Here is a 15,289-nt window from a genome sequence, read left to right as displayed (position 1 = left end):
GCCGGCCGCCCTCCACCGAACCGGGAGAACCTGTGACTCTGCCGATCTCGACCGCCATGCCCGACGTACGCCGGACCGACGCGCCGGTTGCCTTCGTCAGTACCTGGTACGTGCCGGACGCCGAGGCGGCTCGCCGCCTGCTCGACAGCCTCGGGCGACGGTGGGCCGGTACCACGTGGCCGGCGGAGATCCGTTCGTCGAGCTGCTTCCTCGACGTGCGGGGGGACACCGTCCTGGCGTACACCCGCTGCCTGGACAGGTCGGACCGGAGGACGATCCGGTCGCTGCACGGCGCGTCGGGGGCGGGCCCGGTCGAGTACCGACTCGGGCGCAGCGTCGTTCGGGACGACACCCCGCCCACCTGTGTGGTCATCGCGACGTTCGACGTCGACGGCCCCGACCGGCAGGAGCACATCATCGACTCCATCGCCGATTCGATCGAGCAGGCGCCGCCCGACCGGAACCGGGGCCTGCTCGCCGCCAACTTCCACGTCAGTACCGACGGCAGTCGGGTGCTCAACTATGCGGAGTGGACCTCGGACGAGGCACATGAGGTGTTCCTCGCCGGGTCCACCCGGGCGACGACGCTGCGGATCAGCAATGCCACGCCGGGCGTGCGCCCGATCGGCTTCAAGCGGTACCACCTGCACGGAAGCGTGACGGGACGCGCGTAGACCGGAAATATTGAACTTGTAAGTACAGTTTCCTGAGCCTCCCGGTACGATGCTGGCGTGTGGACGTTCGCGGCCGGCGGCCAGGATGCCCGTGCAGGTACCGACCGGGTTGACTCAGGCCGTTCAAGGAGATCGTCCGTGAAGACCATCGTGATAACTGGTGGGACCGACGGAATCGGTGCCGCGCTCGCGGTCACCTATCGACGCCGCGGCGACAACGTCGTCATCGTCGGCCGGGACGCGGCGAAGGGGGTGGAAGTTCTCGACGCCGCCGGAGATGTCGGCGGGGAGGGGCTCGTGGTCCCTGCGGACCTGAGCCTGATCGGCGAGAATGATCGGGTCGTCAAAGAGATCAAGGCGAAGTTCCCGACGGTGGACGCGCTGGTGCTCTGCGCGCGCTACTTCAATTCGAGGCGCACGGTGACCGCCGACGGATTCGAGCACACGTTCGCGCTCTTCTACCTGAGCCGGTTCCTGCTCGGACACGGCCTGGCCGACACCCTGGCGGAGACGAGCAGTCCCGTCATCATGAACGTGGCCGGGCCCGGCCCAAACCCCGTCGAGATCCAGTGGGACGACCTCGAACTGACCCGGGGCTATCAGGGCGTCAACGCGTTGATGCAGGGCGGAAGGCTCAACGACCTGCTCGGGGTCGCCTTCGCCGAGCGGCACCCGGGCAGTCCCATCCGGTACGTGCTGCTCCACCCCGGCAGCACGGCGACCAGCTTCGCCGGTGAGTACGACCCGCCGACCGCGGCGCAGATCGAGTCGATGAGGCGGTTCGGCAAGCCGGTGGCGAAGAGCATCGTGCCCATCGTCGCGGCACTGGACGACCCGCCGCCGGAACCGTTGAGCGCCATCGTCGAGGGTCGGCGGATCGGCATCGAGGGCGGCGGCTTCGATCGGGACAAGGCGCTGCGGCTGGACCGCATCACCAAGGAGTTGCTGTCCCGCTGACGCGGGACGCTTCACAAAGAATTGACGAATCCCTTTATGCGTCCTGACCGGGCCCACCCTCTCGAACACATAGCATCGAAGGCGCCCCGGTCGGACGTAGGGCTTTTCCGCCGAACTCACCAGTCCCTTTCGCGTCCCAGGAAGGGCTCTTCTCGTTGCCCCGGTGGCGATGATCCCGAGGAGGCTCGCACCACATGAACTCCCCGCAGGTGGAATCCCGGCAGGTACGGAGGGACCGGCGGTTGCCGGAGCCGCGACTCATCCTCCCCAGCGGTGAGGTGCGCCTCCGGACCAGGTGTGCTCCGCGTGCCCTGCTCACGTCGTCCGTGCAGTGGTAGCGGCGACGGTCGCGCTGGTCACCGGCGCCAACACGGGAATCGGGTACCACGTCGCCAAGCAGCTCGCCGAGGCCGGCGTGCACGTCCTGCTCGGCTCGCGGGACAGCCGACGCGGACAGGCCGCGGTCGACACGCTGGCCGCCGACGGCGTGACCGTCCAACTGGTAGAGCTTGACGTCACCGACGCGAACTCCGTGGCCGCGGCGGCGAAGACGATCGAGACCGCCACCGGCCGGCTGGACATCCTGGTCAACAACGCGGGCATCGCGGCCGGGTTCGCGCCGCCGTCCCAGGCGGGCGTTGACGACGTCCGCGCCACCTACGAGACGAACGTCTTCGGCGTCATCGCGACCACGAACGCGATGCTGCCGCTGCTGCGGCGTGCGCCGTCGGCCCGGATCGTGAACGTCACCAGCGTGCTCGGCGCGATGCACACGATGACCGACCCCGCGGCGCCCTGGGCCGCCCTCACTCCGCTGGCGTACCGCTCGTCGAAGGCGGCGCTGAACGCCGTCACCGTGCTCTACGCGACCGAGCTGCGCGACACCGGCGTGACCGTCAACGTGGTTTGCCCCGGACTGCGCGCCACCGGGTTCGGCGGCGGCCCACCCCCACCCGGCGCCGGCGATCCCGCCGAGGGAGCGGCCGGCATCGTCCGGCTGGCGCTGTCCGGCGACGGCGTTACCGGGACGTTTCGCAACTACGACGGCACCCCGTACCCCTGGTAGGCGAAGCCGTCGCCAGGGGTTCCCGCATCTTCCGTATGGCCCCGACCTGTCCCGAGGAGGCGTCAACCACATGAACTCCGCGCACACCGAGCCGCCTATGTCCGTCGGCCCCGGGCCGGTGATGGCGATCGTGACCGGCCACTGGCAGACGAAGATCCTGGTCACCGCCGTGGAGGCCGACCTGTTCAGCGAGCTGTCGGGCACCTCGGCGACCCCGGAGCAGCTCGCCGAACGCCTCGGATTCCGGATGCCGGGCGCCCGGGACTTCCTCCTCGCCCTGGCGAACCTGGGATTGCTCGAACATGAGGACGAGCGACTGCGGAACTCTCCCGCCGCCGAGGGATACCTGGTTCGTGGCCGGCCCGGATACATCGGCGGCTACCTGCGGTTCTGTGCCAGCGAGTTGAACCCCGCCTGGGACGGCCTCGCCACCGCGCTGCGTACCGGACAGCCGCAGAACCGCGCCGCCGTCGAGGGGAACCCGTACGACTCGCTGTACCGGGACGAGGCGGCCACCGAAGCCTTCCTGGACAGCATGGACATGTTCAACACCCCGATCGGGCTGTGCATCAGCGACCTCGACTGGAGCCCGTACCACTCGGTTGTCGACGTCGGAGGTGCCCGGGGCAACTTCGCCCGGACACTGGTGGCCAGGAACCCGCACCTCACCGCCACCGTCTTCGACCTGCCGCCGCTGGAGCCGGCGTTCACCAGGCACATGGCCGGGCTCGGCGCCGCGGACGTGGTCTCGTTCGTCGGCGGGGACTTCTTCACCGACCCGCTGCCCGAGGCCGATGTGCTGATCTTCGGTCACATCCTGCACAACTGGGGCGAGGAGGACCGGATTCGGCTGTTGCACAACGCGTACCGGGCGGTGAAGCCCGGGGGAGCGGTGTTCGTCTACGACCCGATGGTCGGCGGGGACAACCCACCGCTCAACGCGGTGCTGGCGAGCCTGAGCATGCTGGTCTGGTCTGCGGGCGGCCGCGAGTACTCGGTCGAGGAGTGCCACGGCTGGCTGGCCAAGGCGGGTTTTCGCCCGGAGACGGTCGGGCTCACGAACACGCCGGACGACGTGCTGGTCGTGGGCCACAAGGACCGCTGACCGCCAGGGTCGTCGTACGTCGTGCACCGCGAGAATCCGGCCACCACACCCGAGGAGTCGAGGATGTCCACCCCGTCCGCCGTACAGCCGGTCATCAACCGCCCCGATGTCACGACCGTGCTCGTCGCCGAGGTGATCACGCGGGGGCCCGAACGTCAGCGGGCCCTGGCGGAGGCGATCGTCGCGCACTGGCAGGCCATTCAGTGGCCGTCCCGCCTAATCTCGCTCAACTGCTTCGTCAGCACCGACGGCGAGTCGGTGCTGACGTACGCCCAGTGGTCGTCGGACGAGGCGTTGAGCGCATCGCTGCGGGACGAGGGGAGTGTCTCGCGGCCGCCCACACCGGGATGGGGCATCCCCGGCGTCCAGTCCCCCGAGCCGCAGCGGTACCGGTTATACCGGGTGGTGCGTGGCGGCGCAATCACCGGCCCGGCCCCCGTGGCCCGGTGCTTCCCGGCCGCCATCTTCAAGATGGAGAACCACGAGGCGGCGCGTGGATGGGTCGACGGCCTGCTCGCCTCGGAGGAGGCGACCGAGGGCGAGGAACGGGACTATCCCGGAGCCATCGCCGCAAACTTCCACATCAGTGTCGACGGCACCAGCGTCTTCCTGCTGTCCGAGTGGGCCTCCGAGGAGGAAGCGGTGTCCCACATCGCCGAGGTGATCGAGCCGATCCTCGAACAGGTGGGCAGCGGCGACACCGGTGCCGGTGCCCGCTACCAGCACCACACCAGCCTCGTCGGGCCACTCGCGTCGTCGTAGGGGGTACACGGACGCCCCGGTTATCACGACTCACCTGACAGCGAGCGGGCCGGAGAGCAGGCGGCACAGCGTGGGGTGTCGGCTCAGCCCTGGGCAGGGGGCCTGCTGGCGTAAGGCGTCGATCTTGCGCCAGGACTTGGCAGCCCGCCGATAGTTGCCGTCCGCCTCGTAGCGCTCTGCCGCTTTGCGCTGCCATTCGATGGCTTCGTCGATGCGGTGGATCCGTTGCAGCGCGTCGCTCAGCCCGGCGAGGGCGGTCACCGTCTCGTTGCCGTGGACGGGAGTGTCAAGTTAACGGCTGATCTTGGTTGTTGAGGTGGTCAGTGGTTGACCGGGGTGAGCCGGCCCTCGAAGGCGATCTGGAACGCGTTCAACGGTGCTTTCCAGCGCATGGTCCATCGCCGGCGGCCGGCGCCGGGGGTCGAGGCTCATCAACGCCCTGTAGACGCACTTGAGCGCGGCTTGCTCGTTCTGGTGGCGCCTCAACCGACTCGCCGACAGTGGCCACCAGGGGCACACGCGCGGGCTGGTTAGGGAGACGGACCAGCTCAACCGGTATCGGCTGCTGTGCTCGACCTGCGACGTGGTGGTTGTGGTGATGCTGGTCGATCTGGAGACCGCGACCTAGCTACTCTGGCCGGATCTCCGCCGACCCGGACCGCCCTGCCACCGACCCGCACCTCATACCGCCCGACGAGGCCGACCAGCACGCGACGTTCGGCTGCCGGTGTGGGGCACAGACCGAGGCGGTGACGCGGCCGGACGGGTCGGTCGGCTGGCTGACGGTACGTCGCCGGCATGTCTATACCAGATCGAGTGTGTCGCGGGCATACCGAAATTCGCATACGCCACCGCAACGGTCTTCCGGGTTCAGTGCAGGCGGGGACCACAGCACATCAACGGTCAGATTGTCGATCAAGAAAGGACCGTGATCATGGACTCGGATTCGGTACGTGGTATCGACCGGCGGTGGCTGCTCGGCTGGGGCGGGGTGGCGGCCGCCGGCGTGGCGGCCGGGCCGCTGGTGGGCGCCGGGCTCGGCCGGGCCGACACCGCCCCAACCGACGCCGACATCCCGCCGGCCACCCGTCCCGGCGGCGCCTACGACCGGTACATCGCGAAGCTGGCCGCCGAGGACAAGTTCTCCGGAGTGGTGATGCTGTCGCGTCGCGGCCGGACGGTGCTGTCGCGCAGCTACGGCATGGCCGACAAGGAGAAGGGGATCCGTAACCACGAAGGTGTCGCGTTCAACCTCTACGGCGGGCCGTTCGTCAGCCTGTCCATTGTGCACCTGGCGCAGCAGGGCAAGGTGAAGCTGTGGGACACGGTGGGCACCTACCTGACCGGTTTCGCCACGGAGATCGCTGAGCAGGTGCGCATCCACCACCTGCTCATCGGCACCTCCGGGTTGTCCTTCCCGGAGCACGACTACCAACGCATCTTCCACAGCAAGGAGGAGCAGCAAGAGTACTACCAGCAGTACACCCGGCAGGCGAAGCTGGTGGCTGTCCCCGGCGCGGGTTCGAACAAACCGGGCTGGGGTGCGGATGTCGTCGTGCAGATCGTCGAGGCGGTGACCGGCATGACGTTCTGGGACTACGTGCACGAGCATGTCTTCGCACGCTGCGGCATGACCGGCTCGGCGTACTACACCAGGCCGCAGTGGCTGGCCGACGAACACATCGCGCGCTCGTACATGAAGCAGGCCGACGGCAGCCGGGTGGACGCCGTCCGCAACCTGGACAAGGACAGCCCGAACCCGGGCATGGCGGGCCAGAACAATGCCCGCAACTTCGTCCCAGACGGCGGGTTCGTCACCGCACCGGACATGGTCCGGTTCGCGGAAGCGTTGTACGACGGCACCGTGCTCGACCCGGCCTGGGCCGACGTGTACACCTCGGTCAAGGCCCCCAACTTCCGAGGTTCCCCGGGGTTCACCACCTACGGGCCGACAGCCCACATCGTCGAAGGCCAGTGGGAGATCGGGCGCGGCGGCCCCCACCCCGGCAGCTCCACCTACTACAGCATCTACCCGGACACCGGGTGGGTCGGCGTCGTCCTCAGCAACTACGACGACATACCGCTGCAGGAGATCACCGGACAGCAGACGCAGGCCATCACCGGGGCTTCACCCGGCGGCGGTGGCGGTGGCGGCTGACGGGCGGCCACGGCGTGGCCGACGCCAAAGATAGGATCTCCTGACGTTCTCGTGGGTGGTGGTTCACGCCCGGCCTGGTAGTGGTGACCATGCTCCGCCGCGGCGGAGCATGGCCATATCGATGAGGGCTTCGGCGCAGTGGCGTCCGTAGCCCTGGCGGCAACTACTCGCATGTGGACGTTCTGCCCCGATACGGGCCTCCACGCCGTCGGAGTGCCACCGGCACCACGCCGGGGTGGGCGCGGCACGCGTCGTTGGGCTGGCGCGCCGGACGTGCAGGGCGTCGCCGACGAGGTCGTACGCGTCGTGGGCCTTCCCACTGGCGCTCGCCCGTTCCGGACCACCGTCGACTACACGGGCGTCGGGGACATCCCCGTCAACAAGGCCGCCGATCGCAGCCGCCGCCAGTTCCTTCAGCGACTCACCATGGGCGACCTGCTGCCGACCGGGCCAGCGGTGGTGGATGGGCTCGACCTCGAGCCCGCCGACTCGTAAGCGCGGCGCGGCGAACGCCGACGATCTTCCACGACCAGACCAGTCATGTCACCTGTGGGTTCATATCTGCTGCGGCAACCGATTCGAAATGGGTAGCGAGGGACGCCGTGAGCAATTCGCCGTGATCAAGGGCTTGGCGTTGCGGCTGCGGCACGGTTCCTCCGCTGCGTCAGTCGTTTTGAGGTGTCGAGAGGTGTGCCCTTGGCACGTCGGGTGGGTCGCTCGCTGCGCGCGTCCTTCAGCGCGGAATGCCCGTCCGTGGCTGGCGGCCACTTGTACGTGAGCGATCAGCGGCGGCGTAGCGATGGGTTGAGGAGGGCGGGCGGAGTGTCGGTCTTTTCCTGCGGGGCGAGGTCAGTCCCGGGGGTGACGATCGCGTCGATCGCGTCCAGCACGTCGGCGGAGAGCACGGTGTCCGCGGCGGCGAGTTGCGAGTGCAGGTGGTCCAGCGTGCGGGGGCCGATGAGCGCGCTGGTTACGGCCGGATGCGTAGTGACGAATCCGAGTGCGAGCTGGATCATGGTCAGGCCGGCTTCGTCGGCGACCTTGGCCAGCTGCTCGACTGCGTCGAACCTGGCCCGGTTGGACGGAATGGAGGTGTCGTAGAGTTGCGGCCAGAAGGTTGAGCGGTTGGTAGCGATTTCCTGGCCTTCGCGGACCGCGCCCGACAGCCAGCCCGAGGCCAGTGGTCCCCATACCAGCACACCGAGGCCGTATTGCTCGGTCACGGGCAGCACATGGGTTTCGACCCCGCGCTGCAGGATCGAGTAGCTGGGTTGCTCGGTGACGTAGCGACTCAGGTGATACTCGCGGGCGGCCCACTCCGCTTGCACGATGCGGTAGGCGGGGAAGGTCGAGGAGCCGAAGTAGTGAATCTTTCCCGCGCGCTGTAGGTCGGTCAACGCTGACAGTGTCTCCTCGTCACTGGTGGTCGGGTCCCACCGGTGGATCTGGTAGAGATCAACGTGGTCGACGCCGAGGCGGCGCAGGCTGTTGTCCAACTCGGTGACCAGCCAGCGGCGTGAACTGCCCTGATGGTTGCGCTTCTCGCCCATCGGCAGGCCCGCCTTCGTGGCCAGCACGATGTCTTCGCGGCGGCCGGCGATGGCTTTCCCGACCATTTCTTCCGACTCGCCGTCGCTGTAGATGTCGGCGGTGTCGATGAGGTTGATCCCGGCATCGAGGGCGGCGTCGACTATGGCGGTGACCTCGTCCTGGGTGGTGCGTCCGAGTGCACCGAAGTTCATCGCGCCGAGCGCGAGGGTGCTGACCTGGACACCGGTAGGACCCAAGGTGCGATACCGCATTTGTTTCTCCTCTGTAATGAGTGCGGCGTGGAACAACGCTGGTTGCTGTTGCGCTGGCTGGCGCTGGTGGACCCGCGCGGCGGGAAGGAGTCGACTCGACGTGCTGAGCCGTGAACCCGACCGGACGATGGAAAAGACGTCACCGATCCCTGTGGATCGGACTATTCGCACCGCACCGAGGACACCGTCCGTAACTGCTCGTCGTCGAGGTACATGTCGCCGTCCATTACCCTCCTCTCGTTTCGTGGTGACTGCCCCGGAGTCCGTGACGCGTTCCGGTATCTCCAGGAAAACAGCGCCGCGAGCGCTGGGCTAGCGAGATCCTCTCGCGTGGTTGCACGATCCTCTTCGCTCTGGCGCCTATCCAGGGCAGCGCGGCAGCAGTGGAACCGGCTCCACCACGCATCCGCACCGCATCAATGAACCTTTTCAACCTCCCCTTGTGGTCCGTCGGACCGCAGCCTCGGACGCGGTGCGTGCGCGCCGCGCGGTTCAGGTTGACGCGACGGTCCGTACCGACGGACGGGTTATCCCCATGACCGAACTCCACCGGCTGCCCGGACCGGAACCGCAGCGAGACACGGTGCTTCAGCACGGTGAGTTGATCACCGCGGTCGACCTGCCGCCGCTGCCGTTCGCCGCCCGCTCGCACTTCCGTAAGGTCCGGGACCGGGCGTCGTAGGCGTTCGCGTTGGTCGCGGTGGCCGCCGCGCTCGACCTGGCGGATGGGGTGGTGCGTGACGTGCGGATCGCGCTGGGCGGGGTGGCGCACAAGCCGTGGCGAGCGTATCGAGCCGAGGAACTCTTACGCGGTGGGCCGGCCGACGAGGAACTGTTCCACCAGGCCGTCGAGGCCGAACTCGCCGACGCCCGGCCGTTGCCGGGCAACGCGTTCAAGGTGCCGCTGACCTGCAACACCATGGTGACTACCCTGCTGGATCTGGCCGGGGGGCCGCGATGACCGCCACCACCCCGGCCATCGGCCAGGCGCTGGACAGGTTCGACGGCACTGGATCGAGGAGGATGACCCCTACGTCAACCCGATGCGGACCAAGGGCGTCGGTGAGATCGGCATCGTCGGTGCCGCAGCGGCGATCGCGAACGCCGTCTACCACGCCACCGGCGTCCGCATCCGAGACCTACCGATCACCCTGGACAAACTCCTCCCAGTAAACAGGCCCGTTCCAGAAGTTGGCGGATAGCCATTCGTTGATCGTGACGATGTGCAGGACGGCCCGGTAGCGCACAGCGCCTTGTCGTGGCGGGTCGCGACGGCGCGGTGACCTTTGAATCGGTTGATGCCGCACACCACTGCGCTCGACCGCTTCGACGCGTGGAGAAAGGCGGCATGGCCTGGCACGCCTTTGGGGTCTACGGGTCCCCAAGGAGGGCCTCGCCGCCAACCGCGCCAGGGCACCGCTGACGTCGGGCCTGCAAGGGTGGAATCTGTCATCCGTTCTCTGGGACTTGGTCGGCACGACAATCAAGACAGGTGTTGACATGCAGACGCGTACGCTCGGCCGTACCGGACCGGAGGTTTCCGCGCTCGGACTCGGCGCGATGGGGATGTCCGACCTCTACGGCCTCGTCGACGAGGTGGAGGGACTCGCCACGATCCAGTTCGGGGCGTTGCGGGACGCCGCTGGCGGCTGGCACGGCTCCGACGGCCGGCCCAAGGCGATCAGCCACGCGTCGGCCAAGGCCGGGCAAAATCCGATCCAGATCTTCGAGCCGAAGGGCTCCGGGTTTCCGTAGCGTTCGCGAACGGGCATTGCCGTGGTGTTGTGGCCCGTCGCGCTGGCTGTCTGCTCGTACGAGGGCAGCCGGAAGATCGTGGCTGAGGCGGAGGAACGTCGCCGACGCAAATGAGCGGATCTCACGACGGACCGAGGTGATGGCCAAGAAGATAGGGATATGAAGCGGATCGTCCGATCCCGGCCCATCCTGACCGATGAGACACACCGGGTCACTTCGTTTGAGATCTTTTTCGATCTCGTGTTCATCTTCGCCCTCACCCAGATCCTGTCGTACATGGCGAAGCCGGCACCCACACCGCTCGGCTTGGCGCAGGGGCTCATCCTTTTGCTACTGCTCTGGATGGCCTGGACGACCTACACCTGGCTGGCTAACCAGGTCCGCGCCGACATCGGACTGATCCCCGCCGGCACGGTCGTGGCGATGGCGGCCATCTTCGTGGCCGCCCTGGTGATACGCGATGCCTGGCAGTACGGCCCGGGAATCCTGGACGCACCCCTGATCCTCGCCTTGGCCTACATCGTGCTGCGCGGACTGGACATCGCCCTCTATTTCCATGCCGCGAAGGGCGACCGGCAAATGCGTACCACCCTGCGCATCTTCACGATCACCGCGGTCCTCGCCTGGACACCCCTCGTCCTCGGCGCCATGTTCGGCGGCACCGCGCAGACCCTGCTCTGGGCAGGCGCCTTCGTGATCGACTTCAGCGGTGGTTTCGTCGCCTCGGTGGTCAGCGGGTGGCGACTGCGCAGCGCCAGCCACTTCACCGAACGGCATGGTCTGGTGCTGATCATCGCGCTCGGCGAGTCCCTGTTCTCGACGGGAGCGGGGGCCAGGTCGGCGGTGACGCATGGGCCGGTTCTGCTGGCCGCGTTGCTCGCATTCACCGTAGCGGTGTGCCTGTGGTGGCTCTATTTCAAGAACGCCGCGCTCATCGCCGGTCGGGCACTGGCGGAGCTGAGTGAATCAGAGCGGGGCCGAGTGGCCAGCAACGCGTATAGCCTGGCGCATTTTTTCCTGATCGCCGGGGTTATCTACTATTGGCGAGTTCCCTCAATGAGACACGATCTCTGGAACGAAGCTGGCACCTCGATCCGGTTTCAACCGGGACGGGTGGGTCGATAGCCGCCACACGTCCGGCTCGCCGCCTGACTGACCAAGTCCGCCGAACCCAACCCAGACATTGAACCTTTCAACCTGAACCGCGCGGCGCTCACGCACCGCGTCCGACCCTGCGGTCCGTCGAACCACAAGGGGAGGTTGAAAAGGTTCATTATTGAACGCCCAGTAAGAGCGTGTTCGAGAAGCGTGTGAGGTGATGCTCCGATGGTGGACGCTACTCGGATGAACGGCTGATCCTGTCGGGGCGCTGGGATGATCACTGAACCTTTTTCAACCTCCCCCTGCGGTCCGGTGGACCGCGAGGTCGAACGCGGGGCGCGAGCGCCGCGTGGTTCAGGTTGAAAAAGGTTCGCTGTGTGCTGATGGACTCCGTGCCGGACTGCCCTCTCAGCGGCGGCGCCGCTGGCTCGGGCCGTTGACCTGGCTCAGCGAGGTCCGCAGATCGGTCAGTAGTTCGTGTGCCCGTGTCGCCCGTCGTTCGTCGTGCGCTCGCACCCCGGCCAACACGGCGTCGGTGAGGACCTGGGTGGTCATTCCTTCGCCCACGATGTCTCCTGCCGAATGCGCGGCGGGCAGTACGACACTCACCCGGTCTCCGATCAGCGGGCCGAGCGAGTCGGACATCAGCACCGTACGCGCGCCCACGGCTTGGGCGTGGTCGAGCACGACCTCCATCTCATTGCGCAGCCGGGTGGGCCAGTACAGCACGAGCGTGTCCTCACCGGTGAGGGTAAGCAGGTCGTCGGCCAGACGGAACCCGGTCGCGCCGGTGGATCGAGCGGGTCTGCCCATCCGGTTTAGCTTCAACTCGAGATAGCGCGCGGTCAGCTCGGATGGCCCGACGCCGATCCCGATCACTTCCCTGGCGTTGGCGATGGCCTCAACGGCGAGGTCGAAGTCGGCGTCGGCCATCCGGCGGGCGGTCTCGGTGAGACGGTCGGTCGCCTCGGCGAATACCTGCGACAGTAGGGATGTGGCCTGCGAGCCGGGCCGCTCCAGGCGTTTACGCAGCTGGGCTAGGGGGCTGGTCGCGGCGACGACCTGTTTGCCGAGGCTGTGCCGTAGCTCCTGCAGGCCGGAGTATCCCAGGGTCTTGGCCGTGCGCACCACGGTTGCGTCACTGGTCTGGGTCGCCGCGCCAATCTGCTGCGCGGTGGCGAATATGGCGTCCGAGCCGCGAGTGCGCAGGAACTCGGCGACTCGACGCTCGGCCCGGCTCATCGTGGCCACCCGGGCGGCGATTCGTTCCGCCAGGGAAAGGCTGGCTAGCTCGTCCGCAGCCGCGGATTTGTTTTGCCGCTCGCCTGTAGTCACCGCTACAACCTAGCAGGTGCCGCTACGCCGGGTTGTCGTGCCAGTACCTTGGCGAGTTGTTCGACACCCCAACGCAGGTCGTCCTCCGAGACCACCAGTGGTGGGCTGAGCCGGATCGTGCGTCCATGAGCGGCGTTGGCGAGGACGCCCCGCTTCAACAGGCCTTCGCAGACCGTGCGGCCGTCGCCCGTGGTGAGGTCGACCCCCGCCCATAGGCCAATGGTCCGGACCTCGGTCACCTCGGAGGCGGGCAAGTGGGAGAGTGCGCTGGTGAGGACCGCGCCGAGTTCGGAGGCACGTCGTTGTGGCTCACCGGTCTTGAGACGCCGGACGACGGCGGTGCCGACCGCACAGGCGAGCGGGTTTCCCCCGAACGTGCTGCCGTGCTCGCCGGGCCGGAACACGCCGAGCACGTCACGTCGGGAGACCACCGCGGATACCGGCAGGATGCCGCCGCCGAGGGCTTTGCCGAGGACGTAGATGTCCGGCACGACCTCGGCGTGTTCGCAGGCGAACGTCCGGCCGGTCCGGCCCAGTCCTGATTGGACCTCGTCGGCCATCATCAGCATGTCGTGCGCGGTGCACAGCTCCCGTACCGTCCGCAGATAGCCCGGGGGAGGGAGGATGACACCGCGTTCGCCCTGGATCGGTTCGAGCAGGACGGCCACGGTGTGGTCGTCGATGGCTGAGTGCAGTGCGTCCGCGTCGCCGAACGGGACCCGGACGAAGCCCGGGGTGAAGGGGCCGAACTCGGCGGTCGCCCGGGGGTCGTCAGAGAAACTGACGATGGTGACGGTCCGGCCGTGGAAGTTGCCGTCCACCACGATGATTTTCGCTCGGTCCTGCGGTACGCCCTTGACCTGGTAGCCCCACTTCCGCGCGGTCTTGATCGTGGTCTCGACAGCTTCGGCCCCGGTGTTCATCGGCAGGGCCATCTCCATACCGGCCAACTCGGCCAATTCCGCGCAGAAGGTGGCCGATCGGTCGTTGTGGAAGGCCCTGCTGGTGAGGGTCAGCCGGTCGAGCTGTTCGTGCGCGACGGCGAGCAGCTCCGGATCGGTGTGCCCGAAGTTCAGCGCGCCGTATCCGGAGAGCATGTCCAGATACCGACGTCCTTCGATGTCGGTGAGCCAGGCGCCGTGGCCTTCGTGCAGTACGACCGGGAGCGGTCGGTAGTTGGGTGCGGTACTGGCTTCGGCGCGGCGGATCTCGTCGGCTGTCGCGGTCAAGGGAACTCCTGTTCATGCCACTGGCCGAGGTCTGGGCGTAGCGAAAATTTCACCCATTGACTAGCGCGTAGTCGTTGCTACATTGTAGCGAACACTGCACGGAACGAAAGACCTGTAGTGACAGCTACTGACGGTCGCCGGCCGGCTCGCACGATCGAAAGGACGTTTCCACCGATGGCAAGTCTCAGAACGATCGAGATCTCCGGGACGTCGGCGCTGGACCGCGGCACGCAGTACGGGCAGGCCACAGCCGACCTGATCGCGGACGCCATCGCGTACTACGCCCGGGCGTTCGAGCACCAGAGCGGTCTGACGTGGCCCGAGGTGCTCGACCTGGCCCGCCCCTGGCAGCGGCTGATCGCCGACGAGTTCCCCGGCCTCTTCGAGGAGATGACCGGGATCGCCGACGGCGCGAGCGTGTCGATTGCCGAGATCGTCACCCTCAACTGCCGCGGCGAAATCGTCTACGACCGCGGTTTCGGCCGCACCGACCCGATGGACGACGTGGACGGGTGCACCTCGTTCTCCCTCACCGGTGCCGCCGCCGGCGACGGCCACGTCTACTGCGGGCAGAACTGGGACTGGCGACACGAGGTCGCGCACACCGTCGTCATCCTGCGCATCGTGCAGCCGCCGAAGCCGACGGTGATCATGCAGGTCGAGGCCGGCCAGCTCGGCAGGCACGGCGCCAACTCCGCAGGCCTGGCGCTCAACGCCAACGGCCTCGGCGGCCGGTTCGACGACTCGGTCGGCATCCCCCAGACCGTGATCCGCCGGCTGGTACTCGACTCGACGAGCATCTCCGACGCCTTGCGGGTCCTCGTCTCCACCAAGGCCCACATCGCGAGCAACGCGCTGCTCACCCATCGCGAGGGATTCTCCATCGACCTGGAAACCACCCCCGGCCCGATCGGCTGGGAGTACCCGTCCGACGGTCTGCTCGTGCACGGTAACCATTACCAGGCCTTCGTCCCCGCGCAGCTTGCGGCGACACACCGGCCGATGTCACCGGACTCGCTGCTGCGCGTACCCAGGGCACGGCAGGGGCTTGCGGCCGCCGCCGCCGCCGAAAAGCCCGCTGACGTGCGATCCGCCGTCCGCACCGCCATGTCAGACCACCTCGGATACCCCGACTCGCTGTGCGCGCACGCCGACGAGCGCCTGCCCGAGGTCATGCGTTGGTCGACGCTGTTGTCCAGCTGCGTCGACCTGACCACGGGCGAGTACTACTTCGCACCCGGCACCCCGTGTGAGCACCCCTACGAACTTCTGCCTTTCAACCTCTACGAGTAGGAGACGTCATGCCCGGACCTGGTCTACCTCGCAGGCTCATCGCTGTACCCTG

16 protein-coding genes and 1 pseudogene are annotated in these 15,289 nt (G+C 67.6%); 12 read left to right on the top strand and 5 right to left on the bottom strand.

Annotated elements, in window-relative coordinates; genetic code table 11:
- Positions 1-32 precede the first annotated feature (32 nt).
- From ACQEVC_RS35205 to ACQEVC_RS35185, 5 genes are all read left to right on the top strand, one after another.
- On the top strand, positions 33-674 hold the full coding sequence (locus ACQEVC_RS35205) for a hypothetical protein (protein WP_432886594.1): 642 nt from the start codon (positions 33-35) through the stop codon (positions 672-674).
- A gap of 138 nt (positions 675-812) precedes the next feature.
- Positions 813-1,631: an SDR family NAD(P)-dependent oxidoreductase gene (locus tag ACQEVC_RS35200; protein WP_432886591.1), complete on the top strand. Its 819-nt coding sequence runs from the start codon at positions 813-815 to the stop codon at positions 1,629-1,631.
- Positions 1,632-1,962: 331 nt separating this feature from the next.
- On the top strand, positions 1,963-2,697 hold the full coding sequence (locus ACQEVC_RS35195; protein ID WP_432886588.1) for an SDR family NAD(P)-dependent oxidoreductase: 735 nt from the start codon (positions 1,963-1,965) through the stop codon (positions 2,695-2,697).
- Positions 2,698-2,767: 70 nt separating this feature from the next.
- Complete coding sequence (locus ACQEVC_RS35190) at positions 2,768-3,802, top strand: methyltransferase (RefSeq protein ID WP_432886585.1); 1,035 nt, start codon at positions 2,768-2,770, stop codon at positions 3,800-3,802.
- A 63-nt stretch (positions 3,803-3,865) separates the two neighbouring features.
- A complete protein-coding gene (locus tag ACQEVC_RS35185; protein ID WP_432886582.1) occupies positions 3,866-4,564 on the top strand; it encodes a hypothetical protein in 699 nt (232 codons plus the stop codon).
- A 30-nt stretch (positions 4,565-4,594) separates the two neighbouring features.
- On the opposite strand, the gene ACQEVC_RS35180 is transcribed toward ACQEVC_RS35185, so the two are convergent.
- Positions 4,595-4,825 carry a hypothetical protein gene (locus ACQEVC_RS35180; RefSeq protein WP_432886579.1) on the bottom strand — a complete coding sequence of 77 codons (231 nt, stop codon included), beginning with the start codon at positions 4,823-4,825 and terminating at the stop codon, positions 4,595-4,597.
- A 59-nt stretch (positions 4,826-4,884) separates the two neighbouring features.
- Positions 4,885-5,059 (bottom strand): annotated as a pseudogene (locus ACQEVC_RS35175) (IS256 family transposase); the annotation flags it as partial.
- A 439-nt stretch (positions 5,060-5,498) separates the two neighbouring features.
- On the opposite strand from ACQEVC_RS35175, the gene ACQEVC_RS35170 reads away from it, so the two are divergent.
- Positions 5,499-6,722 (top strand): serine hydrolase domain-containing protein, encoded by a 1,224-nt coding sequence (locus ACQEVC_RS35170; protein WP_432886576.1) that lies wholly within the window; start codon positions 5,499-5,501, stop codon positions 6,720-6,722.
- Positions 6,723-6,995: 273 nt separating this feature from the next.
- Entirely contained in the window at positions 6,996-7,217 is a 222-nt protein-coding gene (locus ACQEVC_RS35165) for a hypothetical protein (RefSeq protein WP_432886573.1), read from the top strand.
- Positions 7,218-7,504: 287 nt separating this feature from the next.
- On the opposite strand, the gene ACQEVC_RS35160 is transcribed toward ACQEVC_RS35165, so the two are convergent.
- Positions 7,505-8,524 carry an aldo/keto reductase gene (locus ACQEVC_RS35160; protein ID WP_432886570.1) on the bottom strand — a complete coding sequence of 340 codons (1,020 nt, stop codon included), beginning with the start codon at positions 8,522-8,524 and terminating at the stop codon, positions 7,505-7,507.
- 535 nt (positions 8,525-9,059) lie between these two features.
- Between ACQEVC_RS35160 and ACQEVC_RS35155 the strand changes: the two genes are divergently transcribed.
- The 4 genes from ACQEVC_RS35155 to ACQEVC_RS35140 all read left to right on the top strand — a co-directional run bounded on the left by ACQEVC_RS35155 (position 9,060) and on the right by ACQEVC_RS35140 (position 11,404).
- Positions 9,060-9,206: a hypothetical protein gene (locus ACQEVC_RS35155; RefSeq protein ID WP_432886567.1), complete on the top strand. Its 147-nt coding sequence runs from the start codon at positions 9,060-9,062 to the stop codon at positions 9,204-9,206.
- A 9-nt stretch (positions 9,207-9,215) separates the two neighbouring features.
- Positions 9,216-9,485 (top strand): hypothetical protein, encoded by a 270-nt coding sequence (locus tag ACQEVC_RS35150; protein WP_432886564.1) that lies wholly within the window; start codon positions 9,216-9,218, stop codon positions 9,483-9,485.
- Positions 9,486-10,024: 539 nt separating this feature from the next.
- Positions 10,025-10,279 (top strand): hypothetical protein, encoded by a 255-nt coding sequence (locus ACQEVC_RS35145; protein ID WP_432886561.1) that lies wholly within the window; start codon positions 10,025-10,027, stop codon positions 10,277-10,279.
- 159 nt (positions 10,280-10,438) lie between these two features.
- Complete coding sequence (locus ACQEVC_RS35140) at positions 10,439-11,404, top strand: low temperature requirement protein A (RefSeq protein ID WP_432886558.1); 966 nt, start codon at positions 10,439-10,441, stop codon at positions 11,402-11,404.
- A gap of 384 nt (positions 11,405-11,788) precedes the next feature.
- On the opposite strand, the gene ACQEVC_RS35135 is transcribed toward ACQEVC_RS35140, so the two are convergent.
- The gene (locus ACQEVC_RS35135) at positions 11,789-12,715 is read right to left on the bottom strand and encodes a MurR/RpiR family transcriptional regulator (RefSeq protein WP_432886555.1); all 927 of its coding nucleotides are present in this window, start codon (positions 12,713-12,715) and stop codon (positions 11,789-11,791) included.
- Between the two features lie 2 nt (positions 12,716-12,717).
- On the bottom strand, positions 12,718-13,944 hold the full coding sequence (gene rocD, locus ACQEVC_RS35130) for an ornithine--oxo-acid transaminase (protein WP_432886552.1): 1,227 nt from the start codon (positions 13,942-13,944) through the stop codon (positions 12,718-12,720).
- 174 nt (positions 13,945-14,118) lie between these two features.
- Here rocD and ACQEVC_RS35125 point away from each other — a divergent pair, with 174 nt between their 5' ends.
- Positions 14,119-15,237 (top strand): C45 family autoproteolytic acyltransferase/hydolase, encoded by a 1,119-nt coding sequence (locus tag ACQEVC_RS35125; protein WP_432886549.1) that lies wholly within the window; start codon positions 14,119-14,121, stop codon positions 15,235-15,237.
- The last annotated feature ends 52 nt before the right edge of the window (positions 15,238-15,289 follow it).

This window comes from Plantactinospora sp. CA-294935, assembly GCF_050936445.1.
In the GTDB taxonomy this organism is placed as follows: domain Bacteria; phylum Actinomycetota; class Actinomycetes; order Mycobacteriales; family Micromonosporaceae; genus Plantactinospora.
Note: the sequence above shows the minus strand (reverse complement) of the source record. Positions and strands in the feature narration are given on the sequence as shown.

Excerpts from the sequence above, each read along its gene's own strand:
- ACQEVC_RS35190 (WP_432886585.1), top strand. The coding sequence starts at position 2,768 with ATGAACTCCGCGCACACCGAGCCGCCTATGTCCGTCGGCCCCGGGCCG.
- ACQEVC_RS35185 (WP_432886582.1), top strand. The coding sequence starts at position 3,866 with ATGTCCACCCCGTCCGCCGTACAGCCGGTCATCAACCGCCCCGATGTC.
- ACQEVC_RS35170 (WP_432886576.1), top strand. The coding sequence starts at position 5,499 with ATGGACTCGGATTCGGTACGTGGTATCGACCGGCGGTGGCTGCTCGGC.
- ACQEVC_RS35160 (WP_432886570.1), bottom strand. The coding sequence starts at position 8,524 with ATGCGGTATCGCACCTTGGGTCCTACCGGTGTCCAGGTCAGCACCCTC.
- ACQEVC_RS35155 (WP_432886567.1), top strand. The coding sequence starts at position 9,060 with ATGACCGAACTCCACCGGCTGCCCGGACCGGAACCGCAGCGAGACACG.
- ACQEVC_RS35145 (WP_432886561.1), top strand. The coding sequence starts at position 10,025 with ATGCAGACGCGTACGCTCGGCCGTACCGGACCGGAGGTTTCCGCGCTC.
- ACQEVC_RS35140 (WP_432886558.1), top strand. The coding sequence starts at position 10,439 with ATGAAGCGGATCGTCCGATCCCGGCCCATCCTGACCGATGAGACACAC.
- ACQEVC_RS35125 (WP_432886549.1), top strand. The coding sequence starts at position 14,119 with ATGGCAAGTCTCAGAACGATCGAGATCTCCGGGACGTCGGCGCTGGAC.